Source organism: Burkholderia singularis, from assembly GCF_900176645.1.
In the GTDB taxonomy this organism is placed as follows: domain Bacteria; phylum Pseudomonadota; class Gammaproteobacteria; order Burkholderiales; family Burkholderiaceae; genus Burkholderia; species Burkholderia singularis.
In genome coordinates this window covers 112598-138643 of the sequence record NZ_FXAN01000061.1, presented here as the reverse complement: position 1 = coordinate 138643, position 26046 = coordinate 112598, and the positions used below count along the sequence as shown (strand labels likewise).

15 protein-coding genes are annotated in these 26046 nt (G+C 63.9%); 11 read left to right on the top strand and 4 right to left on the bottom strand.

What is annotated here, in order from left to right:
- Positions 1-44: 44 nt before the first annotated feature.
- Both nirD and BSIN_RS13575 read left to right on the top strand, forming a co-directional pair.
- Complete coding sequence (gene nirD / locus BSIN_RS13580) at positions 45-401, top strand: nitrite reductase small subunit NirD (RefSeq protein ID WP_089340918.1); 357 nt, start codon at positions 45-47, stop codon at positions 399-401.
- A gap of 54 nt (positions 402-455) precedes the next feature.
- The gene (locus tag BSIN_RS13575; RefSeq protein WP_089340896.1) at positions 456-4772 is read left to right on the top strand and encodes a bifunctional nitrate reductase/sulfite reductase flavoprotein subunit alpha; all 4317 of its coding nucleotides are present in this window, start codon (positions 456-458) and stop codon (positions 4770-4772) included.
- 354 nt (positions 4773-5126) lie between these two features.
- Here the strand turns inward: BSIN_RS13575 and xylB are convergent, their stop codons facing one another.
- Positions 5127-6587 (bottom strand): xylulokinase, encoded by a 1461-nt coding sequence (gene xylB / locus BSIN_RS13570; protein ID WP_089340895.1) that lies wholly within the window; start codon positions 6585-6587, stop codon positions 5127-5129.
- A complete protein-coding gene (locus BSIN_RS13565) occupies positions 6584-7636 on the bottom strand; it encodes a helix-turn-helix domain-containing protein (RefSeq protein ID WP_089340894.1) in 1053 nt (350 codons plus the stop codon). The genes xylB and BSIN_RS13565 overlap by 4 nt, the downstream gene beginning before the upstream one ends.
- Positions 7637-8829: 1193 nt before the next feature.
- On the opposite strand from BSIN_RS13565, the gene BSIN_RS13560 reads away from it, so the two are divergent.
- The 9 genes from BSIN_RS13560 (at position 8830) to BSIN_RS13520 (ending at position 22927) form a co-directional block, all read left to right on the top strand.
- On the top strand, positions 8830-9105 hold the full coding sequence (locus BSIN_RS13560) for a hypothetical protein (protein WP_089340893.1): 276 nt from the start codon (positions 8830-8832) through the stop codon (positions 9103-9105).
- A 642-nt stretch (positions 9106-9747) separates the two neighbouring features.
- Complete coding sequence (locus tag BSIN_RS13555) at positions 9748-10545, top strand: Crp/Fnr family transcriptional regulator (protein ID WP_089340892.1); 798 nt, start codon at positions 9748-9750, stop codon at positions 10543-10545.
- A 738-nt stretch (positions 10546-11283) separates the two neighbouring features.
- Positions 11284-12231 carry a TauD/TfdA dioxygenase family protein gene (locus tag BSIN_RS13550; protein WP_089340891.1) on the top strand — a complete coding sequence of 316 codons (948 nt, stop codon included), beginning with the start codon at positions 11284-11286 and terminating at the stop codon, positions 12229-12231.
- Between the two features lie 50 nt (positions 12232-12281).
- Positions 12282-13358, top strand: coding sequence for an ABC transporter substrate-binding protein (locus tag BSIN_RS13545; protein ID WP_082712076.1), 1077 nt, complete (start codon positions 12282-12284; stop codon positions 13356-13358).
- Between the two features lie 8 nt (positions 13359-13366).
- Entirely contained in the window at positions 13367-15904 is a 2538-nt protein-coding gene (locus tag BSIN_RS13540) for a TonB-dependent receptor (protein WP_159935972.1), read from the top strand.
- A 25-nt stretch (positions 15905-15929) separates the two neighbouring features.
- Positions 15930-17585 (top strand): ABC transporter permease, encoded by a 1656-nt coding sequence (locus tag BSIN_RS13535; RefSeq protein ID WP_218192423.1) that lies wholly within the window; start codon positions 15930-15932, stop codon positions 17583-17585.
- A 67-nt stretch (positions 17586-17652) separates the two neighbouring features.
- A complete protein-coding gene (locus BSIN_RS13530) occupies positions 17653-19323 on the top strand; it encodes an arylsulfatase (RefSeq protein ID WP_089340888.1) in 1671 nt (556 codons plus the stop codon).
- A gap of 126 nt (positions 19324-19449) precedes the next feature.
- Positions 19450-20271, top strand: a complete 822-nt coding sequence (locus BSIN_RS13525) for an ABC transporter ATP-binding protein (RefSeq protein WP_089340887.1) — start codon at positions 19450-19452, stop codon at positions 20269-20271.
- Between the two features lie 859 nt (positions 20272-21130).
- A complete protein-coding gene (locus BSIN_RS13520; protein ID WP_159935970.1) occupies positions 21131-22927 on the top strand; it encodes a S53 family peptidase in 1797 nt (598 codons plus the stop codon).
- A gap of 219 nt (positions 22928-23146) precedes the next feature.
- On the opposite strand, the gene BSIN_RS13515 is transcribed toward BSIN_RS13520, so the two are convergent.
- Entirely contained in the window at positions 23147-23536 is a 390-nt protein-coding gene (locus BSIN_RS13515; RefSeq protein WP_059519811.1) for a hypothetical protein, read from the bottom strand.
- Between the two features lie 69 nt (positions 23537-23605).
- Positions 23606-25369: a S10 family serine carboxypeptidase-like protein gene (locus BSIN_RS13510; protein ID WP_089340885.1), complete on the bottom strand. Its 1764-nt coding sequence runs from the start codon at positions 25367-25369 to the stop codon at positions 23606-23608.
- Positions 25370-26046: the final 677 nt, after the last annotated feature.

Here is a 26046-nt window from a genome sequence, read left to right as displayed (position 1 = left end):
ACCCGCTGAAGACCTTTGAAGCCTTTGTGTGCCAGGAGATCGACATGAACCGCCATCAAACCGCTTCCGGCTGGACCCGCATCTGCGCGCTCGACGACATCGTGCCGAACACCGGCATCTGCGCGCTCGTCAACGGCGAGCAGATCGCCGTGTTCCATATCGATGCCGCCGACGCCACCCGCGCGCAGGTATTCGCGATCGACAACATCGATCCGCATTCGCGCGCCGCGGTGCTCTCGCGAGGGCTGATCGGCAGCATCGGCGAGCGGATCGTCGTGGCGTCGCCGTTGTACAAGCAGCACTTCGACCTGCGCACCGGCGAATGTCTCGAAGCACCGGACAAATCGGTGGCCGCGTATGCGTCGCGCGTCGAGGACGGCGACGTCTGGGTGGCCGCGTGATGCGCGCGCGTGCGTGCGCACGGCGCGCCGCGTGACCGAACGAACCCGAGGCGAATGACGATGGCGAGCGTGAAGAGCGTGTGTCCGTATTGCGGCGTCGGCTGCGGGATGGTGCTGCATGTGGAGGACGGCGAGGTGGTCAAAGTGTCCGGCGACGCCGAGCACCCGAGCAATTACGGCCGTTTGTGCACGAAGGGCTCGTCCGCGCACGTCGCGTTGCGTAACGCCGGCCGTCTCGAACATGCGTTCGTGCGCGACACGCGCGATCACGATCCGGCGCCCGTGCCGATGTCCGACGCGATTGCCGAGACCGCGCACCGGCTGCGCGCGGTGCTCGACGCCCATGGCCCCGACGCGATCGCGTTCTACGTGTCGGGCCAGCTTTCGCTCGAAGCGCAGTATCTCGTCAACAAGCTGGCGAAGGGCTATGTCCGCACGCGGCACGTCGAGTCGAACTCGCGGCTGTGCATGGCGAGCGCGGGCAGCGGCTACAAGCTTTCGCTCGGCGCGGATGGGCCGCCCGGTTCGTATCAGGATTTCGATCGCGCGGATCTGTTCTTCGTGATCGGCTCGAACATGGCCGACTGCCATCCGATTCTGTTCCTGCGGATGATGGACCGCGTGAAGGCGGGCGCGAAGCTGATCGTCGTCGATCCGCGCCGCACCGCGACTGCCGACAAGGCCGGGCTGTTCCTGCAGATCCGGCCGGGCACCGATCTCGCGCTGCTCAACGGGTTGCTCCATCTGCTGCACGAAAACGGTCAGACCGATGCGGATTTCATCGCCGCGCACACCGAAGGCTGGGACGCGATGCCGGCGTTTCTTGCCGACTACACGCCCGCGCGTGTGGCCGAGCTTACCGGGCTGGCCGAGGCCGACATCCGGCTCGCCGCGCAGTGGATTGGCGAGGCGGGCGAATGGACGAGCTGCTGGACGATGGGCCTCAACCAGAGCACGCACGGCACCGCGAGCACGAACGCGATCTGCAATCTGCATCTCGCGACGGGCAAGATCTGCCGGCCCGGCAGCGGCCCGTTTTCGTTGACCGGCCAGCCCAACGCGATGGGCGGGCGCGAGATGGGCTACATGGGGCCAGGGCTGCCGGGCCAGCGCAGCGCGCTTGACGGCGACGAGCGCCGCTTCGTCGAGACCGTGTGGAACTTGCCCGCCGGCACGCTCAGGCAGGACGCGGGCGGCGGCACGGTCGAGCTGTTCCGCAAGATGGCCGCGGGCGATATCAAGGCGTGCTGGATCATTTGCACGAATCCGGCCGCGACGGTCGCGAACCGCAGCAGCGTGATCGCGGCGTTGAAGGCAGCCGAGCTGGTGATCGTGCAGGACGCGTTTCTCGATACCGAAACCAACCGCTATGCGGACATCCTGCTGCCGGGCGCGCTTTGGGCGGAGGCCGAAGGCGTGATGATCAACTCCGAGCGCAATCTGACGCTGATGCAGCAGGCCGTCGAGCCGCCCGGCGACGCGCTGCCCGACTGGCGGATCATCGCGCAGGTTGCCGCCGCGATGGGCTTTGGCGACGCATTCGATTATCGTTCGGCTGCCGAAATATTCGACGAGATCACGCGCTTCGCGAATCCGAGAACGGGCTACGATCTGCGCGGCACAAACCACGCGGCGCTGCGTGCGGCGCCGATTCAATGGCCGTGCCCGCCCGGCGACGGCGAAAGCCGCCATCCAATCCGCTATCTGACGGGCGGCGCGGCCCTGGGAACCGGCGAGGGCGCTGCCGCGCCGCCGCGGCCCGTGTTTCCGACACCCTCCGGCCGCGCGCGCTTCTTCGCGCGGCCGCACGTCGCGCCGGCCGAAGCGCCGACGCGCGAGTTCCCGATCGTGCTGAACACCGGCCGGCTGCAGCATCAGTGGCATACGATGACGAAGACGGGCAAGGTCGCGATGCTGAACAAGCTCAATCCGCGCCCGTTCGTCGAGGTTCATCCGGACGACGCGGCGACGCTCGCGATCGGCGCGAACGACAGCGTCGAGATCCGCTCGCCGCGCGGCCGCGCGGTCCTGCCAGCCGTCGTGACGAAGCGCGTGCGCCCGGGCGCGTGCTTTGCGCCGATTCACTGGAACGACGTGTACGGCGACGAGCTGTGCGTGAACGCGGTGACGAGCGACGCGGTCGATCCGGTGTCGTTACAGCCCGAACTTAAATTCTGCGCGGTGTCGCTCGCGCGCGTCGACGTAGCCAGCGGCGCGCGCGCCGACGCCGACGGCGATACGGCTGCCGCCGCCCAGCCGCATTGCGCCGCCGCCGACGCCGTCGCCGCTGAAGCTGCCGCCGCCGCCGCCGCGATGCCCGGCGACGCGCGCGCGGCGTCGGCCGGCACGGCGTCCGGCAGCGCGCGCACCACGCCGTCCGGCTGCGCATCCGTTGCCGCCTTCGAGGAATCGAACATGGCCGATATCGACACTTTCGCCGATTTGCTCGGCATCCCCGCCCAGGCGGGCGCGCGACGGCTCACCGACGCCGAGCGCGTCTACGTCGAGGGCTTCATCGGCGGCTTGCGCGCGGCCGCCGCGCAGGCGCGGCTCGCGGGCGTGCCGGTCATGCCCGACGGCGCGCCGCTTGCGGCCGACACCCGGCTATGGCTCGACGGCCTGCTCGCCGGGCTGTTCAGCCGCGCGCCCGGCCCCGGCGGCGGACCGGAAGAGCACGCGCGTTTGCCGGCCGGCGCGCCGGCCCGTGTTGCGCAGGTGGCGAATGCGGCGAACGGCGTGCGGATTCTGCGCACGCGGCCGAAGGTCACGCTGCTGTGGGCGTCGCAGACGGGCAATGTCGAATCGCTGACCGAGCGCTACGCGACCCAGTTGATGGATTCCGGTTTCGAGATCCGCGTGGCCTGCATGGCCGACTATCCGGTCGACGCGCTGCCGAAGGCGCAATACGTGCTGTTGATGACGAGCACGTTCGGCGATGGCGACGCGCCCGATAACGGCCAGGATTTCTGGGCCGCGCTGAGCGCGAACGACGCGCCTCGCATCGACGGCGTGCGCTATGCGGTGCTCGCGTTCGGCGATCGCAACTACGATCAGTTTTGCGGCCACGGCCGCCGGCTCGACGAGCGGCTGGCCGCGCTCGGCGCGGCGCGCGTGATCGAGCGCGTCGATTGCGATGCCGAATACCAGCCGGGTGCCGATGCGTGGCTCGAGCGCGTGATCGCGCGGATCAAGGAGGACGATGCCGCGCTGCACGCGGTGCCCGCCGACGGCATGATTGCGGCCGGCGCGGTGCCGACGAAAGCGCGCCCGGCCGCGTCGCGGCTGATCGCGAACCGGCGGCTCAACCGCGCGGGCGCGGCCAAGGACACGCGTTACGTGTCGCTGTCGACGGACGGCACGGCGCTCGAATACGAAACGGGCGATGCGCTCGGCGTGTGGCCGACCAACTGCCCGGCGCTCGTCGACGAGTTGCTGACGCTCGCGCACGTCGAGCCGGACGCGCCGGTGACGGTCGCGGGGCTGGGCGAGCTGCGCGCGGCGGACGCGCTTGCCAGGCACTTCGACATCACGCGCACGCATCCGGACACGCTCGCGTTCATCGCGGCGCGCAGCCCGGCGGGCGATGCGCTGAAAAGCCTGCTGCGCGACGATCGCCGTGCCGATCTCAAGCACTGGCTATGGGGGCAGCAACTTGCCGACGTGCTGCACGAGTTTCCCGTCGAGCTATCGGCGGCCGAGCTGATCGGCATGCTCAAGCGGCTGCAGCCCCGGCTGTATTCGATCGCGTCTGCACCGAGCGCTCACCGTGGCGAGATCCACCTGACCGTGTCGGCGGTTCGCTACAACAACGGGCGGCGGCAGCGCAAGGGCGTCGCGTCGACGTTCCTCGCGGATCGCGCGGCCGATGCGAACGTGCCGGTGTTCGTGCAAAAGTCCGCGCACTTCCGGCCGCCCGCGAGCGGCGACGTGCCGATCGTGATGGTCGGGCCCGGCACCGGCGTCGCGCCGTTTCGCGGCTTCCTGCACGAGCGGCGCGCGCGCGGCGCGACAGGGCGCAACTGGCTGTTTTTCGGCGAGCGGCACGCGGACACGGATTTCTACTACAGCGACGAACTCACGCAGATGCGTGACGACGGTTTTTTGACGCGGCTCGATCTCGCGTTCTCGCGCGACCAGGCGCAGAAGATCTACGTGCAGGACCGGATGATCGAGCACGGCAAGCAGCTATGGGCGTGGCTGGACGAAGGCGCGCATTTCTACGTGTGCGGCGACGCCGCGCGGATGGCGAAGGACGTCGACGCGGCGTTGCGCACGGTGGTCGCCCGGCATGGAGGAATGACCGACGAACGCGCGGCGGAGTACGTCGCGCGGCTCGCGAAGGACAAGCGGTATGCGCGCGACGTGTATTGAGGGAATCGACGCGGGGGTGGGAATGCCGGGAACGCGGCGCCGCTCCGGGGCGGGCGGCGGCGTCGCGCCTCGCAAGCGCGAGCGGTAGAAGGTACGGTGGGTGCGGCCGCGTTTGCGTTGCAGGGCGGTGCTGTGTCGCGCGACGCTTCGTCGAGCCGGACGAGTTTCGCCATATGGTGCGGTGCTTCGCCATGCGGTGTCGCGTCGCGCGGCCGGCGGCGTCCGATCTGGCCCGCGCTCGAGGCGGCTCTTGCGAACGCGCGGATTTCCGCGTGCCGGCGGCAACGAGTCAATCCGGCGGCCCGCCCCGAGTGTACCGAACGAAATGTGCCGAGCGGTCCGCTCGTCACGCCGCTACGCCGCGAATTCGTCCTTCAACGCGCGATACAGCCGACGATACCGCGCGAGTCGTCCAGCCAGCAGCGCCGAGCGGGCGGGATCGGGCGCGATCGTCTCGACGATCGCGGGCGTCACGCAGACCTCGTCGATCGTGTCCTGCGTCGCCGCCAACCGGGCGAGCCGCGCCGCACCGAGCGCTGCGCCGAGCGCGCCGCCCTCGTGCCGGTGCATCGCTATTCCCGTCGCGTCCGCGCAAAGCCGAGCCCACAGCGCGCTTTTCGAGCCGCCGCCGATGAACGACGCCGCGTCGAGCGTCGTGCCGGCTTCGCGCAGCGCCGCGTAGCCGTCGGCCATCGCGAACGCGACGCCTTCCATCACCGCATACGCCAGATCGCCCGCCCGGTGTTCGCTCGCGACGCCGAAAAACACGCCGCGTGCGTTCGCATCGTTGTGCGGCGTGCGCTCGCCGCTCAGGTACGGTAGAAAGAGCGGCGCGCGCGCCGCGTCGGCTTGCTCGGCAAGTGCGGGCAGCGCGTCGATCGCGATGCCGGTCGTCTTGGCGAACCAGTCGAGGCTCGCCGCCGCCGACAGAATCACGCTCATCTGATGCCAGCGCGCCGGCAGGCAATGACAGAACGCATGCACGCCGGCATCGGGATTCGGCGCAAAGCGGTCGTTGCCGGCGAACAGCACGCCGGAGGTGCCAAGCGACAGGAAACCGCTGCCCGCGTTCGCGATGCCCATGCCGATCGCGCTGGCCGCGTTGTCGCCAGCGCCGCCCGCGATCGTCACCGGGCCGGCGATGCCCCAGTCGCGCCGCAACGTATCGCGCAACGATGCCGCCGCCGCGTTGCCTTCGACGAGGCGCGGCATCTGCTCGCGCGACAGCTCGGTTGCGGCGAGCATCCGCTCGGACCAGTCGCGCCGGCCGACGTCCACCCACAGTGTGCCGGACGCATCCGATAAATCCGACACGAATTCGCCCGACAGTCGCCATGCGACGTAATCCTTCGGCAGCAACACCTTGGCGGCGGCGCGAAATACCGCCGGCTCGTATTTGGCGAGCCACAGCAGCTTCGGCGCGGTGAAGCCCGGCATGGCCATGTTGCCGGTGATCGCGCGCGATTCGGGCACGAGCGCCTCGAGTTCGACGCATTCGGCGGCCGCGCGCGTGTCGTTCCACAGAATCGCGGGGCGCAGCACCTGGCCCGTGCGGTCGAGCAGCGTCGCACCGTGCATCTGGCCCGACAGGCCGATGCCGCGCAACGCGGCGAAGCCGCGCGCATGCGCCGCGCGCACGGCGGCGATCGCGTCGAGCGTGGCGTGCCACCACGCTTGAGGACTTTGTTCAGACCAGTGCGGATGCGGGCGCTCGACCGATAGCGGTGCGCTGCCGGTTGCGAGCGGCGTGGAATCGGCGTCGGTGAGAATCGCCTTGACTTCGGATGTGCCGAGATCGATGCCGAGAAAAGTCACGGGTGGAGGCTCCGGTTCGGTTGGCACGCCGCGCGCGGGGATGCCCGCGACGGCGGCTCGGTGGGGCGGGCGGCCGCGTTGCGCGAGCTCGAATCGCTCGAATCGCTCGAATCGCTCGAATCGCTCGAATCGCTCGAATCGCTCGAATCGCTCGAATCGCTCGAATCGCCGGACAGCCGCTCGCGCTGTTCGTTCAATTGATGCAGCGCGCGGAATCGCGACGGCGGCATGCCTTTTGTCGCGAGGAATTGCCGGTTGAAATTCGACAGATTGTTGAAGCCGACCCGATAGCAGATATCGGTCACGCTAAGCGCCGAGCCCATCAGTAGTTCACAGGCTTGATCGATGCGCAGCCGGTTCAGATGCTGGACGAACGTCGTGCCGGTATGGCGGCGGAAAAAGCGTGTGAACGTGCTGACGCTCATGCCGGCGAACGCGGCGACGTCGGTTTCCGCCAGCGCGCCCGACAAGTTCTGCCGCAGATAGGCGAGCACCTGATTGATCGTCGAAGACATGTAGTGCTGCGCGTCGATCCGGTAGCGCGGGCCGGCGAGCAGCCGGCGCTCGTCGCATGACGACAGCCGGCCGAACAGCGCCATCAGGATCTCGACGCGCCGGCAGCCGCGCGCGCTCGACAGCTCGGCCATCAGCGGCGCGAGCGCGAGGCCGAGCGTATCGGGAAACTGGATGCCGCGCGAAGCGGCGTCGATCAGATCGAGCACCGGCTGCAACTCGGCGAACGCGGCGACCATCTTCTCGGCCGCCGCACGCGAGAATTGCAACACGGCGTCGCGCGACGGCACGCGCTCGCCGGGGCCAAGCTCGCTGATCCAGTTGTGCGGCAGATTCGGCCCCGTAATGACCAGATTGCCGGGCGCGAAATCGCCGATATGATCGCCGACGAAAAACTTGCCGCGCGAGGCCCGAACCAAATGGATTTCGTACTCCGGATGAAAATGCCATTTCGCGACCGGGTGCGGATAGTCGTGGGTCCACGCGCGAAACGATTCATCGTGACGAGTGGGGACGATCTCAAGATCAGGGTTCATGTCTCGCTTTGCGAAAGCCGCTGCGCGGCATTTTGTTTTTTAGCGTGAGGCATGCGCACGCCGCGCTCGTCGAATTCCAACGTTATCACGGCGTCCGGCGATGTGCCGAACTGTAGTGACGTGAAGCGGCAACACGCTACGTCAAAAGTGGTACATCGTTGATACTTTTTGCTCGTCCCAAATATTGATATTGATTGGCGTGCGTAATTTTTGCCGTGTCGCAGCAGCAGGATGGCAGAATTTTCCACATGCGACGTTTGCCGAGCTGGGAATTTCGTCTGACTTTTCGTGTTAATTCATTCCTAATCGGATTTAATTTGACATTATGTGTTTTGATTAACGCATTATGATTTTGTGTTTTTTTGTTTATCTAAACCTTGCTAAGTTTAATGAGGAATGTTATGGGGGGAATATTTTTTTAGAGTCGTTTTCTTTATAAACTGATTGACATGCCTGCTTTGCCTTACTACGATCGAATGTATTAAGGAGCGAATTAACTGGTTGGTAAGCCGGTAATTTCAGATGCAATATTTTCAGACGATATCGAGGCCGCTTGGCATGGTGAGAGGAAGGCCGTGATAACAGAAAAAACTATTTGGATCATTTGCCGGAGGAGACGGGCAGCTAGGCTGCCGTAAGTTATGCCGATTATCATGGGCCCTGAATCCGCTTTTCTCTTGCCGGCGCTGTCTGCGAGTGCCGGAATTGCCGCAGCCGTTGGTCTTTCGATTGTCTCGATTTACAAAAAATCGGTGAACCGGACGTCGGCTGGCCGAGTGCTCCGCATTATCTCAACCGGCGGTGCCCATAACCATCGTATTGCGAGTAAAAATGACGTGACGCACGCCGTCGATTAGACGGAAATCGCTTTGCGGCGATGAAAGCCGCTCGTCGATAAAACGCCGTCAGCGGCGCGCCGGGTTTCGTCACGATTTTCAACCAACGCTGAGCAACTGGCAACTCAGATCATGCTTGGCCTTTTGCGGCCGGATCGCTTCGCGGTCTGGCCGCATTTTTCATCGGCGCTTGACCGATATTGAAAGGCCACCGATGGCCGTCGGTGCGGCGGCTGCGCCTTCGACGAAAACGCATCGCGCAAGCATTCAAGAAAACTCGATGCCGGACGGTTCGGCTGCAGGCCCGGCGGTGTTCATGGCGGCGGCGCTGCCGCCGCTGTTGCCGCACGCACGCTGATGAGCCGGGGCTGGCGCGTGCCGTTCGTATTCGGTTTGTTGATCGGGCCGTTCGGATTTTATCTGCGACGGCATCTCGACGATACGTTGCACCAGACGGTGGCCGCCGCGGATGCGTGTGGCACAGCGGCGAAGAAGTCGGCGGCTGCGGCTAGCAGCGCCGAGGCGGCCGTGCCGCCAGCCGCAGCGGCATGCGTGGCGGCCACGCTGCTCGTGATCGGCGGCACGTCGACGATGTATACGATCGCCTTTTCCTGCCTGTGCTCCTGCTCATGACCTCCGGGATGCCGCCGTCGGCCGCGCTGCTCGCGGGCGGCGCAGCGGGCGGCGTGCCGCTTGCCGGTTCGCCGTTCGCCGGCCGGTTCCCCGACAGGTGGACGCGCCGCAAGCCGTTGATTGGCGCATCGTGCATCGCGTCGTGCGTGATCGTGCTGCCCGCGTTCGCCGCGATGCACGCATGGCCGTCGGTCGTCACGGCGCTCGCGGTCGTCTGCGTGCTGATCGGCCTGATGACGCTGTCGAGCCCGGCCGGTTTCGTGCTGATTCTCGAAACGCTGCATCCACAGGTGTGGACGACATCGCCCGGCGTGATCTATGCATTCTGCGTGACGATTTTCGGCGGCTTCGCGCAATTGATCGTCAGCGCGTTGTGGCACGCATCGGGCAGCTTTTACATGCCGGCGTGGTACGTGCCCGGATGCGGGCTCGCAAGCCTCGTCGGGCCGGCGATGTTGAAAGAGGCCGCGCACGCAGGAGCGGCGCGGCAATCCGGAAGCTTCGCATATCTGATCGATTGCGGCACTTCCTTCGCGCCGGGCGCGGGTGATAAGCACATAAAAAAGAAGTCTTTGGCGGCACTCCCGGATCAATGCTTACATAGTTCGTTCCGATTCTTTCCGCGCGATCCACACCGCCACCATGAGCGATATCAGCGAAGCGATCGAGATCCGCCGCCCGAGCGCGCCACGAGCCGATTTGCCGTTCCAGCCATACCGGGCGGGCCGCGCGCTCGATGCGCGCACGCGCCGCGCGATCCATGCGGCATTCACCGCGAATCCGTGCCTGCGCAACTGGCCTGCTGCGTCGATCGACGCATTGTGCGATGCCGGCCACTTGCGCACCTGGACGAGCGGCGAACTGATCTTTGCGCGCAACGGGCCGTGCGACGATATCCAGGTCGTGCTGTCCGGTGCGATCGAGATGAGCTGGACGAACGCGGCCGGCACGCGCGCGGTTGCGATTTACATGTGGCCGAACGAGGTCATCAATTTCATTCCGGTGATCGACGGCGGCGGCTCGATGCACGACCAGCGCGCGCATGGGCTGACGACGCTGTTCCATATCTCGCGTGATGCGCTGTTCGCGCAATTCGAGCGCGAGCCGTCGCTGCTGCGCGGCGTGCTCGACTTGATCTGCGCACGCAGCCGTGCGTTGCATCGGCGCATCGGCAGGAGCGCGCTGTCGGGGTTTCGCGCGCGGCTCGCCGATCAGTTGCTGAGCCTCGCCGAATGGCACGGGCAGTCGGCGCAGCGCGGCATCGAGCTGACGATCCGGCTGTCGCAGGAAGATCTTGCTTCGCTGCTCGTCGCGTCGCGGCAGAGCGTGAACAAGGAACTGCGCCGGCTCGTGCGGGAACGCGTCATCGACGCGCAATACAGCCGGCTGACGATTCTCGATATCGAGCGTCTGCGCGAGATCAGCGACGGCGACGAGTGACCGTGCGGGGCGTTTGGGGTGCGGTCGGGCGCGGGCGTAGCCCACGTCGCGCGCATCGCGCCGCTGCTGCCGGTTTTGCGACGCAGAGGGGACGAGGGAGTGAAGGGGGCAAGGCGGGGCGTCGAGCCATTCGCGTGCCGGGCTCCGAAGGTCTGGCGGAGCGTGAGCGAAGCAAACGGCGCAAGCGCTACTAGCATTCCGAGTATGTCAGGTCTCTCGCCCACCACATGCATCGCGGCGACGGCCGGCATTATGGCGCGTCACTTCGCCGCGTGCGGACCACGCGCCGCGTCGCTGATTACGCGCCGGCGCCGCTTGCGATGGGCGCCGTATCTCGCACGACATGCTTGGCGGAAACGTCACGCTTCATATGCACGAACGCTAAGCATTTCACCGCCGCGCGCATATCGGCATGCCAACTTCGTCTGTCAAATGTCCAACGCGCGATAGATTCCGCGCTGCGCCCCTGCCAATAATGATTCCCGTCAAATCTTTCCGACTGGACCCTTGACGTGCCGAACCCTTGCGTTGCCCCCGCAGACCACCGCTTGAACCGCCGCGCACGCTTTGCGCCACGCTGCCGGCGTCAATGCCACTGTCGCCGCCGCTGAGGCGGCTGATCGCGACTACGCGGCAACGGCCGCGGCGCGTCGTTTTCCCATGTGTTATCGCCAGCTGCCGCGCGCATTGCGCCGGTGCGCTGTTTCGTCCTGCTCATTTCATATCCGGAGTGCCGTCATGACCAATCTGAGTCTCGCCACGTCGAATTTGCTCGACATCCGTCCCGTCACCGGCCGCATCGGTGCGCAAGTTCATGGCTTGAAGCTGTCGGCCGCGCTCGACGCGGCAACTGTCGGCGCGATCCGCGCCGCGCTGTTCACGCACAAGGTGATTTTCTTTCGCGACCAGACACACCTAGACGACGCCGCGCACGAGGCGTTCGCGAAACGGCTTGGCGACCCGGTCGCACATCCGACGGTGCCCGCCGTCGACGGTACTGAATACTTGCTCGAACTTGATTCGCATCGCGGCGGGCGGGCGAATTCGTGGCATACCGACGTGACCTTCGTCGACGCGTATCCGCAAGCGTCGATCCTGCGTGGCGTGACGATTCCCGAGGTCGGCGGCGACACGGTCTGGGCCAACACGGCCGCCGCCTATGAGGATCTGCCCGCGCCGCTGAAGTTGCTCGCCGATCAATTGTGGGCCGTGCACAGCAATGATTACGACTACGCGGCCCATCGCGTCGGTAACGGCCATTCGGCGCATGACGAGCAGGCACTCAAGCGCTATCGGGAAGTGTTCGTGTCGACGCGCTACGAAACCGAGCATCCGGTCGTGCGCGTGCATCCGCACACGGGCGAGAAAACGCTGATTCTCGGCCATTTCCTCAAGAATTTCACCGGTGTGTCGCCGTCGGGTTCCGCGCACCTGTTCGAGCTGCTGCAAAGCTATGTGACGCGTCCGGAGAACATCGTGCGCTGGCGCTGGCGCGAAGGCGATGTCGCGATCTGGGACAACCGCGCGACGCAGCATTACGCCGTCAACGATTACGGCGACGCGCACCGTGTTGTGCGCCGCGTGACGCTGGCGGGCGACGTGCCGGTCAGCGTCGACGGCCGCCGTAGCGTCACGCGCGTGCGCGAGCCGAATCCGCATGCCGGGGCCGCCACTCACGCTGCATAAGCAGGCCGTGCACCGCGCCGCACTGTCTTTCCATGTCTTTCAGGACAACTATGAAATCACTCATTCGATGGCTGAAACCACTGTGGCTGCCGATGCTCGCGTTCGCGCTTGCGGTGCCGGGTGCGGCGCCTGCGCAGACTGTCATCCGCATCGCCGTGCCCGACACGAGCGCGGGCCCGAAGCCTGCGGGCGGCGGTATCGTCGACGTGATCTACGCGAACAAGCTGCTCGACAAGGCGTTTGCGAAGCAGGGCGTCGAACTGCGTTGGACGTTTTTCAAGGGCGCCGGCCCGGCGATCAACGAAGCGTTTGCGAACGGGCAGGTCGATCTCGCGTTTCTCGGCGATCTCGCTGCGGTGATCGGCCGCGCGAACGGGCTCGACACGCGCCTGATCGCTGCGCTCGCGCGCAACGTCAACGGCTTTCTCGCCGTCACGCCTGGCTCGGGAATCGCCGATTTGCGTGCGTTGAAAGGCAAGCAGGTGGCGGTGTTTCGCGGCACGGCGCTGCAATTGTCGTTCGACAGCGTGCTGCGTGCCGAGGGGCTTGCCGAGCGCGACTTGCGTGTCGTAAACCTCGATCCGAACGCGGCGGCGGCCGCGCTTGCCGCGCGCCGGATCGATGCCGTATGGGGTTCCGCCAGCGTGTTCGTGCTGCGCGACAAGGGGCTCGCGGATGTGCCGGTCAGCACGAAGGGCCGCCGGGGCGTCGGCACGCTGAAGGCCGGGCTGGTGGCGTCGTCCGCGTTTTTGCGCGCGCATCCGGAACTGGCGCGAACCGTCGTGAAGACGGTGGTCGAGGCGTCGCAATGGCTGTCGGACAAACGCAATTTCGACGCCTTCATCGCGCTCGAGTCGCAGCAGGGCAACATTGCGCCGTCCATCTGGCGCAACGAGCTGACCGCCGACGATCTGAGCGTCGTATTCTCGCCGCTGCTCGACCGCTACTACGTCGATGCATTCAAGCAGGACGTGCGCACGGCGAAGGAGGCGGGTTTGATTCGCCGGCCGTTTGACGTCGATGCGTGGATCGACCGCAGCTACGTCGAGGCCGCGCTGCGCGAGCTGAATCTCGGCGCGCACTGGCAGGCATACGAATCGTTCGGCAAGCCGGGGAATGCGTTGTGATGGCCAGGATGACTAAACGCAATACGGCACGGTTGAAATGGACGGCGCTTGCGGCGGCGTGGATGCCGACGATTGCGGCTTGGGCGCAGGCGGACACTGCGGCCCGGGCGGCCGATGCGACCCGGGTGCCGGCGGCGTCGCGAGCATCGGGCCCGATCAACGGCAAGCGCGCGCCGGGCGCCGGATATGCCGCCGCGAAACGAGCGCACGCCGCTCAAGCGGCACTGGCAACGGCGGCGCAGACAACGACTCCCCGTGCAGACGCGCCCGGCGACGCGACACCGCCCGGCAGTCGGGCCGCCGTGCCGAACAGCGATGTAATCGCACCGCCTGCCGTCGTGCTGAAGGACGTCGTCGTCACTGCGCGCCGTCGCAAGGAAAGCGCGCAGCGGGTGCCTGCGCCGATCTCGACCGTGAGCGGCGACGATCTCGAACTGTTGCGCAACTATCGCGTGCAGGATCTGCAGACCGTGCTGCCGAGTACGAATGTCGCGTTCATCCACGCCCGGCAATCGAGCGTTTCGGTGCGCGGCCTCGGCAACAATCCGGCCAATGACGGCCTGGAAGGCAGCGCAGGCGTCTATCTGGACAACGTATATCTCGGGCGTCCCGGCATGGCGGTGGTCGATTCGCTCGACGTCGAGCAGATCGAACTGCTGCGCGGTCCGCAAGGCACGCTGTTCGGCAAGAACAGCACGGCCGGCATCCTCAATATCACCACGCGCAAGCCGACGATGCGCACCGAGGCGTCGCTCGAGCAGTCGCTTGGTCTGCATGGCTACGTGCAATCGAAAGCAGTGCTCTCGGGGCCCCTGTCGACAACGCTCGCTGGCCGGCTGGTGCTATATCGCACGCACGAGGACGGCGACGTGACGAACCTGTTCAACGGCAGCCGGCTGAACGGCGGTACGCGCGAAGGCGTGCGCGGCGAACTGCTGTTCAAGCCGTCGGCGAACCTGAGCGCGCGCGTGATCGCCGATTATCATCGCGAGGATTCGAGCTACGGCACGACGGTCCTGTACGGCTTCGGGCCGACGATCAACGGCTATAACCCGTTTCTGAGCCGCGCGGCGTCGATCGGTGCGACGCCGGTAACCAATCCCGCGCTGTATCAAGTCAATCTGGATTCGCGGCAACACGTGAGTGTTCATCAGGGCGGGGTGTCGGCCGAAGTGAACTACACGCTGCCAGGCGGTCACACGCTGACGTCGATCAGCGCCGCACGTTTTTGGAATTTCGAGCCCGCCAACGACGATAACCTCAACAGACCCGTGATCTACAACACGGGCGTCGCGGTCAACGATCATCAGCTTTCTCAGGAACTCCGGTTCGCGTCGCCGACGGGCGGCCGCATCGATTACCTGCTCGGCGCGTATTATTTTCATCAGCGGTTGAGCAACAACACGTTCGCATTCTACGGCCCGTTTGCGGATGCGATGATTCTCGGCAACCATAGCGGCGCGCTCGCGAACACGGCATCGAGCGCGCCCGCGACGATGACGACCGACAGTTTCGCGCTGTTCGCGCAAGGCACGTGGCACGCGACGCCGCGCGCGGACGTGACGGCCGGCATCCGCGGCACCTATGAAACCAAGGCCGCGAGCGTCACCCGCAACGCACCGGTCGGCGGCGCGCCGTTGCCCGCCGCGCTGCAGGCGGTGCGTAACGGCGTAATCGGACAGTACGCATCGGGGGATCTGAATCTGTATAACCTGAGCCCGTCCGCGCTGCTGAATGTCGGCTATAAGCTCGCGCCGGACGTGCTCGCCTATGCGACGCTGTCGCACGGCGAGAAATCGGGCGGCGTGAACATGTCGGTGTCGTCCGCGCCCACCCAGGGCGCGCAATCGCTCGTGGTTGGCCCCGAACGCGCGAACAACGCGGAACTCGGGGTGAAGAGCGAATGGTTCGCACGCCGATTGATCGTGAACGCGAATCTTTTTTGGACACAGGTGAGCGGCTATCAAGCGACCAGCTTCGTCGCAACACCCACTGGCGTCGTCTCCGTGCTGTCGAACGCGGCCGACGTGAGAAGCCGCGGCGCGGAACTCGATTTGCGCGCGATACCGATCCGCGATCTCGTGTTGGGCGTCAACGCGTCGTACGTGAACGCGACTTATACGTCGTATAAAAATGCGCCGTGCCCGTCGGAGGTATCGATCCCGAATCCGAAAGCGACGTGCAGCCTGAGCGGGCGGCTGGTGGCCGGCGCACCGCGCTGGATCGTCAATCTGAATGCGCAATATCAGTTCCGGCTCCGTCACGAGATCGACCAATACATCGCCGCGCAATATTCGCTGCGCTCCAGCCAGTACGGCACGCTCGACGATTCGCAGTACGGGCGTCTGCCGGGCTACGGCGTGCTGAACTTGACGACCGGCTGGCGCCTCGCGACGGGCCGGCATCAATGGGACTTGTCGATATGGGCGCGCAACGTGTTCGACAAGCGCTATTACCTCGCGTCGTTCGCGACCTACAACGGGGCGTACACGGCATCGGTGGGCGACGAACGGATGATCGGCGCGACGCTGCGCTATGACTATTGATGCGTGACGACCCAGGAGCCTGACGATGGCGAGATCGAGCGAGCCGATCGTATCGATGCGCGCCGTGCCGCTTCGGCTCGCCGGCGCGGCGCGCGTTTATACGCCGCAAACGCAAAGCCGTGCGGCCGGCCGCGTCGCGCGGGCCCTGGCCGGGTGGCGCGCGCTGAGCGGCGCGGCGCTGCCGGTGCTATGGATTGCATTGTGGTGGCATGCGGCGCATCGGCATTGGATGTCGCCGCAAATCCTGCCTACCCCCGAGCTGGTTTGGCACACCGCGATCGAACTCGCGTCGGACAACCTGTTTGCTCAACTCGCGGTGAGCCTCATGCGGCTTGCGATCGGGTTTGCGGCAGGCGTTGTCGCGGGCATCGCGCTCGGTGCGTTGATGGGGCGATCGCGGCTCGCGCACGAGCTGGTGTCGCCGCTGTTTTACGCGTTCGCGCAAATCCCGACGCTTGCATGGCTGCCACTTTTGATGGTCGTGCTAGGCATTGGCGAAGCGCTGAAGATCGCGCTGATCGTCAAGGCCGTGCTCGTGCCGGTGGCGGTCCACACACAGTTCGGCATACGCACGGTGCCGCCGCGGCTCGCGGAGATCGCCGCCGTTGCCCGGCTGCCGCGCCACACGACATGGCGCCTGCTCATCGCCCCAGCCGCATTGCCGCCGATAATGACGGGGCTGAGAATCGCGCTCGCGCAAGGCTGGCTGACGTTGATCGCGGTCGAATTGCTCGCGTCGTCCGAGGGGATCGGCTACCTGATGGTATGGGGCCGGCAGATGTTTCAGCTCGATATCGTGTTCGTCTGCATTGCAACGATCGGCGTTACCGGCTTTGCGCTGGACGATGTGCTGCGCCGGCTCGATGCACGGATCGTTCGCTGGCCCCGCACCGCGCTGGCCGAGCATGCGTCAGGCGCGCCGCGCGGTGCGCTCGCCAGACTCAATGGTGCGATCCTGCCCGCTGTACTCGTCGCCGTTTGGGCTGTCTGCGCGCATTGGCAATGGGTTGATGCGCGTTTGCTGCCCGCGCCGTCGGCTGTGTTCGCGGGCACCTGGCGCGATCTGACGAGCGGCGCGCTGCCGGTGCCGCTTGCGCATACGTTGCTGCGTGCGCTCGAAGGGCTTGCGCTCGGTGCGCTGGCCGGAACCGGCGTGGGGGTCGCGCTTGGGCTCGTGCGCTGGCTGGGCCGTGCTGTCGCTCCGACGCTCGCGGCGTTGCGCCAAGTGGCGATCTTCGCATGGATTCCTTTATTGACTGCATGGGCTGGCATCGACGAGCTTGGCAAAGTGATTTTCGTCGCGCTCGCCGCGTTCTTTCCGATGTCGGTCGCCGCGCAGCGCGCAGTCGAGAACCTGTCGCCTCAGCTGACCGAAGTGGCGCACACGCTGCGGCTGTCGACGCGGCAGCGTCTTGTTGCATTCGTGCTGCCGTCGATCGCGCCGGGCCTGTTCGCGGGGCTGCGTCTCGCGCTCATCTACGCGTGGCTTGGCGCGATCGGTGCCGAATACTTCATGCCGTCGGGTGTCGGCATCGGCAGCTTCATGCTCGATGCGCAGCAATTGTTTCGAATGGATCGATTGCTGAGCGCAGCGGTGATCGTCGGCGCGCTCGGCGCGGCGCTCGGCTGGCTCGGTGGTCGGCTTGAAACCATGGCAACGCGCTGGCGCGGCCCGAGTTGAGCCGTGCTTGCGGCTTGAGCGTGCATTTCCGTTTCCGATTTTTATCGCACTCCAAACCAGGACCATCATGTCGACTTCCGTCATCCCGCGTCGCCGGCCGGCCGAGCGGCCGAACTTTTTGATCATCGTTGCCGATGATCTGGGCTTTTCCGATCTCGGCGCGTTCGGCGGCGAAATCGCTACGCCGAATCTCGATGCGCTCGCCTACGCGGGCGTGCGCTTCACGGATTTTCATGCGGCTTCCGCCTGCTCCCCAACCCGCTCGATGCTGCTGAGCGGCACCGATCACCATATCGCCGGCATCGGCACGATGGCCGAGGCGCTGACACCGGCGTTGCAGGAGAAACCGGGTTATGAAGGATATCTGAACGATCGTGTCGTCGCCTTGCCCGAGTTGCTGCGCGACGCGGGTTATTTCACGACGATGGCAGGCAAATGGCATCTCGGACTCACGCTTGATCGCGCGCCAGCGGCACGAGGCTTCACGCGATCGTTCGCGCTGTTGCCGGGCGCGGCGAACCATTACGGCTTCGAGCCGGTCTCGGCCGACACCGAGCAGCCGAGGCTGATGCGAACGACGCGCTCGCTGTATGTCGAAGACGATCACTTCGTCGACGCGCTGCCCGAGCATTTCTATTCGTCCGATACGTTCACGGCCAAACTGCTGCATTACCTCGGCGAGCGCCCTGACGATGGCCGTCCGTTCTTCGCGTATCTGCCGTTTTCCGCACCGCACTGGCCGTTGCAGGCGCCGGCCGAGATCGTCGCGAAATATCGAGGCCGCTACGCACACGGGCCGGATGCGCTGCGCGAAGCGCGGCTTGCGCGCCAGCGCGAGCTGGGCTTGCTCGAGGCCGGCGTCGAAGCTCATCCGGTCGTGGCGCAAAACCCGCAATGGGCGCAGCTTACGTCCGGCGAGCAGGCCATTTCTGCGCGGACGATGGAAGTCTATGCGGCGATGGTCGAGCGGCTCGACTGGAACGTGGGCCGCGTGATCGATTATCTGAAGGCGACGGGCGAATTCGATAATACGTTCGTGCTGTTTTTATCCGACAACGGTGCGGAGGGCGCTTTGCTCGAGGCATTGCCGGTGTTCGGCCCAAACCTGCAGCAGTTCCTGAGCGAATACTACGACAACAGCCTCGACAATATCGGCCGTGCGAATTCCTATGTGTGGTACGGCCCACGCTGGGCACAGGCGGCGACTGCGCCGTCGCGGTTGTACAAGGCATTCACGACGCAAGGCGGGATTCGCGTCGTCGCGTTCGCGCACTATCCGGCACTCGCACGCAAGCGCGAGATCGGCGATGCGTTCGCGACCGTGATGGATGTCGCGCCGACGGTGCTTGAACTCGCAGGCATCGCGCATCCAGTGACGCAATATCGCGGACGCGAAATCGCGCCGCTGAAGGGCGCATCGCTCGTAAGCTATCTTCAGCGAACGACATCGCACGTGCATGACGCCGAACACGTGACGGGATGGGAGCTGTTCGGCATGCGTGCGGTGCGGCAGGGCGACTGGAAGGCCGTGTTCATTCCGCAGCCCGTGGGCCCGGGCGCGTGGCAACTCTACGATCTCGCCGACGATCCCGGTGAAACCCGCGATCTTGCCGACGCCGAGCCCGAGCGTCTCGACGCGTTGCTCACGCATTGGGAACGTTATGTGATCGAAAACGGCGTGCAGTCCGGTGCGCAGCGCATATTCGAGACGTTGCCACAACAGCAACAGAAAGATTGACCGGTCCGTGCGTCGAGCGCGAGCCGCGTCAGCCGCATGCCAGGTGTCGCGATCGACTTGCCGACCGCTATTGCCGCGGCGACGCGGCTTGAACGCATTCTTTCTCTATTCAAACGGAGCACGATCATGAATCGATCGGCACCCGCCATTGCATTTCATCGCGTGGGCAAGACTTTCGACGTCGGCGGACGCCCCTACGAAGCGATTCGCGATTTTTCGCTCGACATCGCGGCAGGGGAGTTCGTCGCGATCGTGGGCGCGAGCGGCTGTGGCAAGTCGACGCTGTTGCGCTTGCTCGTCGGACTCGACACCGCGTTCGACGGTGACATTCGCGTCGACGGCGAGCCGATCGACGGCGTCGGCGCGGAGCGCGGCATCGTGTTTCAGGAGCATCGGCTGTTTCCGTGGTTATCGGTCGAGCGCAACGTCGCGCTCGGCATCGCCGCCCAAGCGTTGCCGGCACATGCGGTCGCGCAGCGCGTGGCGGATGCGATCCGGCTGGTCGGACTCGGCGGGTTCGAGCGCGCATTGCCGCACCAGCTTTCGGGCGGCATGGCGCAGCGTGTAGCGATTGCGCGCGGGCTGGTTGCAAACCCGCGGATACTCATGCTCGACGAGCCGTTCGGCGCACTCGATGCGCTTACCCGGCAGCAATTGCAGGACGAGTTGCTACGCGTTCGGGCGCACGAGCGAATCACGACGCTGCTCGTCACGCATGATGTCGACGAAGCGGCGTACCTTGCCGATCGCGTCGTCGTGATGCGGCCCAGGCCGGGGCGAATCGGACAGGTTATCGATATCGCGCTGCCCAGGCCGCGCGAGCGGCTCAGCTACGATTTCCACCGCTATCGGGAAATACTCGGGGCCCTGCTGCTGAGCGATAGCAAAGATATCGGTAGTTTGCACGCGCCGGCTTACACGCTCGAATTGAATCGCATTGCCCGGTAAGAGGAGCGGAGGAATAAAACTTTTCAAATATATTACTCTGACATTTAGCCGTTTTATAATCCAAAAAATGAAATAAATGTCCCATATTTGATTCGATTCGCCGGTGCGCCAAGCCCGCCAAGGGTTCCTTCTCCTGCCTTCAATTCATTCCTGAAAAGAATGAAATCAAGATCCCCTATCTATAATTACAAACCTTTCCGTTGTTTTGTCATGGATTGTTAATTTTTTAAGGTTTAAAATAACAAATCTTCATTGATTGACAAACCATAGATTATGATCAAACAAAGTTATTGACATGCGCATTTTGTGTTACTAGGATCGATCGCAGTTATAGAGATTAAATATCGAGAGAATGTCCATTTAATATTTTTTTGCAATTGCATTGCCGCGCTGATTAAAACGCGAAAGAACTCTATGCGGATGCATGCAAAAATCATGGCGGTACCGGAAACAGGGGGGGTGTTTCGGCTCGGCGCTCGTGTGAGCGCCGGGCTGATCCCCTGATCCAGTTTTGATTGGTTGCTGGAAGGAGGGGAGGGATTTTATGTCACCGTGAATCGTGTTTGTTCGTTGGGTCACGAATCCGTTCGCATCCAATCGTCCCGTTATCCATGGGCGTTGGTGCTGCAACAGTGCTAGTTACCCCTAGAGCTAACCATGCAGAGAACTCGGCAAGCCTGATGTCGACGAGTTGGATGCTCGGTGCTTTTTCCTTTGACGTGTGAGGCGCCGCTAAATCACGCAGACGAAGCACGCTTGATATCCAACGCCCCGCATCGATGAATGGCGTTGCTTTCCAATGATGAAATACACCATCAATAGATAGGAATGCAAAATGATTAATGAGACGAGACCCAACATGAACAAGACCACGTCACGAGTGTTCAAGCAAGGCCGCTTGGCGGCTGCCTTGGCTATCGCATTTGCAACAAGCGGAGCAGCGCTTGCCGACGCGACGCCGGCAACCGATGCGAGCAACTGGGTGCCGACGCACAATCAAGTGCACGCGAACGTAACCAACGCACAATTGGTTGGAACTGCGAATGATTCCGAGCCGGTGTCGATCACCGTCACGATGAAGCTTCGCAACGAAAGCAAGCTCGATCAATTCATCAAGGAAGTACATCGTCCGGGAAGTGCATCGTTTCACAAGTTCCTGAGCGCGAGCGAAAGCACGGCGGACTACGCACCGACCCAGCAAGAAGCCCAAGCCGTTGCGGATCACCTGACTCGCGCAGGCTTCACCAATGTCCAGATCGCGCCGAATCGGATGGCCGTCACGGCGCAAGGCACGGTCGGCGCCGCGCGTGCCGCGTTCCACACGTCGATCAGTCACTTCAACGTGCATGGGCACGATGCGATTGCGAATACGGCGCAGGTGGAGGTGCCGGCGGCACTGAGTGGCACGGTCGATCGCGTGCTTGGCCTGCAGACGCTGCATCGCCCACAGGTTTTCTCGCGCACGCCGAAGCCTGCCTATACGGTTAACAGCTCGGGCGGCCATGCGTACTATCCGAAGGAGTTTGCGACGGTCTACAACGCCGGATCGGTGCCGGCGGCCACGGGGACTAATGTGGCCATCGTCGGTTGGGGAACGATGACCAACAGCGCGGCCGATCTGGCCTATATGACCAAGGACCAGGGCCTGCCCAGCATCCCGACGACGATCAAGGGCTATGGCGGTCCGACGGCGGGCGCGACGGGCAATGACGACAGTGGCCGCGGCGAGTGGTCGATGGATGCCCAAGCGATTGCTGGAGTCAGCGGTGGCGTGAAAAGCCTGACGTTCTATACCGCGTATAGCAACATCGATTCACGGCATCCGAAAGGCTCGGCGACCAACGCCGGAATTGCTGCGGCGATCAACGGCGCTGTCAGCGACAACGTCGCCAAGGTCATCAATATGTCGTGGGGCGATGGCAACAGCGAAGTATGCTCCGGCACGCCAAGCGATACGGCCTGGCTCGATTCGTACTTCAAGCTGGGTGTCGCGCAAGGGCAGACGTTCTCGGTCTCCTCGGGCGACAACGGCGCATATCCGTGCAACGCGCCGAAGAACGGCACTTATGGCGACAAAACTCAGCCTACCGTGAGCTATCCGGCCACTTCGCCGTATGTGGTTTCAGTCGGCGGCACGACTTTGAACACGACGACTACCGACAGCTACATTTCCGAAACCGTCTGGCCGTACAGCGGCGGCGGACTGAGCAAGATCGAAGCGAAGCCGGCATGGCAGACCACGGTTTCGGGCAACTATCGCGCGGTGCCCGACATGGTGTTCGATGCGGACTGGAACAATTCGCCGATCCGCTATTACATGGCCTATGTGCCGGATAGCTCGACGAGCAAAGGCAGCGGTATCACGCAATCCGGCTATTACGACAACGGTGGCACGAGCTTGGCTTCGCCGCTGTTCGTCGGCTCCTGGGCCCGCTTGGAAAGCGCGCACGGCAACTCGATGGGCTTTGCAGCGCCGGCGCTTTACGCGTATGGCACCACCATGCCGGTACACGACGTGACGAGCGGCAGCAACGGCCTCTATACGGCAGGCGCCAGTTGGGATAACGCTTCGGGCTGGGGCAGCTTCGACATCTCCGGCATGAGCACTTTCATCACCAACACGCCGGGCTTTGTGACCACGTCCAACCAGCATTAACTCTCTCTGAAGCGCGGTAACGCACGCCCGAGCCCACGAATAGTGGGCTCGGGCGTGTCGCATTGCCATTCGGTGCGGCGATTATTCACGGGGATGGCTAAGGCATCCAACCGGTTTTTGTGACGACGTCGAATCAATACTGATTGCCGCCGGCTTCGGCGTTGATTCTACGATTGGCAGGTGGGCTTTCGAGTGCCCACCTGTTCTTTTATGGGTCGGTTATTGCCGTTGCTGGAGGAACTGCTGCACTTGCTTGAGCGTGACCTTACCGGTGTGAGCGGTATCGATTTCTTCGAAATGCTGAGCAACGAAGCCCAGTCCGCTGGCTTGCGCATCGGCCTTGGAGATCGCACCGCCATTCGCGAGCGTGCTGTTGGCGCCGAGGCTAGCGGCGAGGCGGCTTTGCGCTTGTTGTTGCAACGCGGTGCCGGTCGTGGCCGATGCAGGCGCGGCGATCGCCGTGCGCGGGAAGAACGGGCCGTCAACGCCGCCGCCTTTCGGCGGCGTCGCGGGTGCAACGGCTTGCAGTGATGCGGCGCACGCGCCGCTGGCAATTGCGGCCAGCATCAGGACCGGCGTGATGCGTCGCAATGACAGAGTCTTGAACATGACGTTTCTCGTATCAAAATGGTTGAGCGCACGCGCCGCCAGCGGGCGGCGCCGTACTGCATTGCTACGTTAGCGGGCCGCTGCGATCGCCGTCTTCACCGTTGGCGTGCCGGCCGGATTTTCGTCCGGCCACGGCGGCGGCAATTGCGCGAGCGACAGCGCGGTCGAGATCGGCTTGCTTTGATAATAGGCGACGAGATCATCCCGCATCTTCGGCCGCGCCACGTCGTCCAGGTAGATCATGTGACCGCCCTGGTAGAACGTAACCTGCAGATTCGGATTGAGCCCCGATACGGATTGCAGGCGCGCGAGCTGGTTTTCGGTCAAAAAGTACGGCGTCGCCAGATCGTGATAGCCATTCGACGACAAAACCTTCAGTTTCGGATTGAGCTGCAGCGCAGCGAGCAGATCCGGAATCGTGTCCGGCACGGCCTGGCCTGCGTGGCTGAAATCCCATACGCCGATGATGTCGTTGTTGAGCGGCGCGTAAGTTGCGTTCGGCGCCTGATAGCCGAGATAATTCGGCAGTTGCGTCGCGAGCGCATTCGTAAACGGCTGGGAAATCAGGATATCCGACGGATCGGAGTCGTTTTGCAGGCGAGGGTCCGAACTCGGCAGCGATACGCGGCCATCATAGCGGCCGATCGTGGAGCCGGGCACGAGCGCCGTGCCGTAATAGCTATTGCCGAAGTACGCGTTTAGCGACGATACCGTCATCTTCGTCTGCGTGGACCACGACGCGAGCGTATTGTTGTCCGGGAACACTGGTGTGGGCACCAGCGGCGTGCCGGCGAAGAAGAACGTCGGACCGTATTGAGACAGCGACGTGTACTGTGCGGTGACGAAGTTCAGGATCTGCGTTGCATACGCGCCGAGATCCGTTGGCGTCGGCGACACCTGGTTGAAGTAAGCGGCAACCTGCGCATAGCTCGGAAAGTAGCCGATCATGCCGTCGCTCGCGAGCTTCAGTTCCACCGCGTTCGCGCTCGGATCGCCGTTCGTGATCGCGTAGGTTTCGCCCGGATCGGCGAAGTAATTGAGAATCGATGATTGCAGCACGATTCCGGTCAGCTTCACGCCGGCGGATTCGAGCGACAGCGCGAGCATGTTCGTGCGCGGCGTGCCGTATGATTCGCCATACAGATAAATCGGCGAGCTTGAGCGATTGTTCACCGCAAGATAACGCCGGATGAAGTCGCGCATCACTTTCACATCCGCATCCGCGCCCCAGAACGTCTTGTTCGTGTTCGGCTGGATTGCCTCGGACAGGCCGGTGCCGGGCGGATCGATGAACACCATGTCGGTCGTCGCGATCAGGCTTTCCTTGTTGTCGACGAGCGGGAAATTCGGCCAGTTCGTCATCAACGGATCGGGCGTCGCAACCCGTGTCGGCGCGAACGAACCCAGCCGCAGCCAGATCGAAGACGAGCCGGGGCCGCCGTTATAAAAAAACGTGACCGGCCGAGGTGAGCCGTCCAGGCTGGGCGCGGTATAAGCGACATACGACATCGACGCCTGCGGATTGCCGTTCGGGTCCGTGGCGGTCAAGTGGCCCGTCGTCGTCGTATAGTTGACGATCGTGCCGCCGGACTTCCACTGGTGATGCATGACAGCCGCTTGTTCGGTGACCTGTGCGGCAGGGAGGCTGTCGCCGGACTTGGTCGAGTAGGCGATGGTGTCGGTAAAGGGCCGGTCGGGCGGCAGCGGCTGGGTGTCGATGTCATCGCCACACCCGGCAATCGATGCCAGCACCATGCATGCCAGCAAAGTTCCCCCTGCATGCCGGGCAGCCCGCTTCAGCACGAACCTGGCTTCGTCTCGTATTTCTTCCATCTCTCGTCCCTTGTGTTCTGAATGGGTTTGGAATGGCTCTTGTGATCTTGCGAGATTGCGGGCCGCGCGCCGTGCGGTGAAGCCCGCCCGAGTTTGTGCGTCGCAAGCGAGTGAGACGCCGCAGACCCAGCCCGATCAATATACTTTAGTTACGCTAAATTTTTTAGCGGCATTGGAGAATTTTTGCTATTCGGTGACGTACCGTCGCAATGGCGTGCACAGAAGGGCGCTTGATTGGCCACGCAGGTACGCAGCGCATCGTGAGGACAAATACTTTCAAAAAATTTACATCGCGACGCTCGGCGTAACGGCGGCCTGTTGCAATTCGATCGCATCGAATCGACAAGGCACGGCGCGCATCGGGATGGCTACGTCCCCGATTGCGGCGATGCAGCACGTCGCGGTTGCGTCGCCGGGGCGGCCCTTCAGTGGCCGTTGCGCGTGTTGCTCATGCAAACCTGGGCAAGCGCTCATGTTTCAGTGGAAAAAAAGCGCGAGCGAGTACGCATGCCAGCCTTAACGGTCTGAGCGGACGTGAGCGCAGTCTGATTTCGTAAAATTTAAATCAATTTCGCCGTGTTTCAATATGGTGTGATGAATGCTTGTTAAAGTAAATCTTCTATTGCGAGGATCTCGTCGGAATCTATTTGCGCAGCCGTTGATGAATTGAATGATGA

Bases quoted from the DNA above. Each gene is read 5' to 3' on its own strand.
- nirD (WP_089340918.1), top strand. From the start codon at position 45: ATGAACCGCCATCAAACCGCTTCCGGCTGGACCCGCATCTGCGCGCTC.
- BSIN_RS13575 (WP_089340896.1), top strand. From the start codon at position 456: ATGACGATGGCGAGCGTGAAGAGCGTGTGTCCGTATTGCGGCGTCGGC.
- BSIN_RS13565 (WP_089340894.1), bottom strand. From the start codon at position 7,636: ATGAACCCTGATCTTGAGATCGTCCCCACTCGTCACGATGAATCGTTT.
- BSIN_RS13560 (WP_089340893.1), top strand. From the start codon at position 8,830: ATGAGCCGGGGCTGGCGCGTGCCGTTCGTATTCGGTTTGTTGATCGGG.
- BSIN_RS13555 (WP_089340892.1), top strand. From the start codon at position 9,748: ATGAGCGATATCAGCGAAGCGATCGAGATCCGCCGCCCGAGCGCGCCA.
- BSIN_RS13550 (WP_089340891.1), top strand. From the start codon at position 11,284: ATGACCAATCTGAGTCTCGCCACGTCGAATTTGCTCGACATCCGTCCC.
- BSIN_RS13545 (WP_082712076.1), top strand. From the start codon at position 12,282: ATGAAATCACTCATTCGATGGCTGAAACCACTGTGGCTGCCGATGCTC.
- BSIN_RS13540 (WP_159935972.1), top strand. From the start codon at position 13,367: ATGACTAAACGCAATACGGCACGGTTGAAATGGACGGCGCTTGCGGCG.
- BSIN_RS13535 (WP_218192423.1), top strand. From the start codon at position 15,930: ATGGCGAGATCGAGCGAGCCGATCGTATCGATGCGCGCCGTGCCGCTT.
- BSIN_RS13530 (WP_089340888.1), top strand. From the start codon at position 17,653: ATGTCGACTTCCGTCATCCCGCGTCGCCGGCCGGCCGAGCGGCCGAAC.
- BSIN_RS13525 (WP_089340887.1), top strand. From the start codon at position 19,450: ATGAATCGATCGGCACCCGCCATTGCATTTCATCGCGTGGGCAAGACT.
- BSIN_RS13520 (WP_159935970.1), top strand. From the start codon at position 21,131: ATGAACAAGACCACGTCACGAGTGTTCAAGCAAGGCCGCTTGGCGGCT.
- BSIN_RS13515 (WP_059519811.1), bottom strand. From the start codon at position 23,536: ATGTTCAAGACTCTGTCATTGCGACGCATCACGCCGGTCCTGATGCTG.
- BSIN_RS13510 (WP_089340885.1), bottom strand. From the start codon at position 25,369: ATGGAAGAAATACGAGACGAAGCCAGGTTCGTGCTGAAGCGGGCTGCC.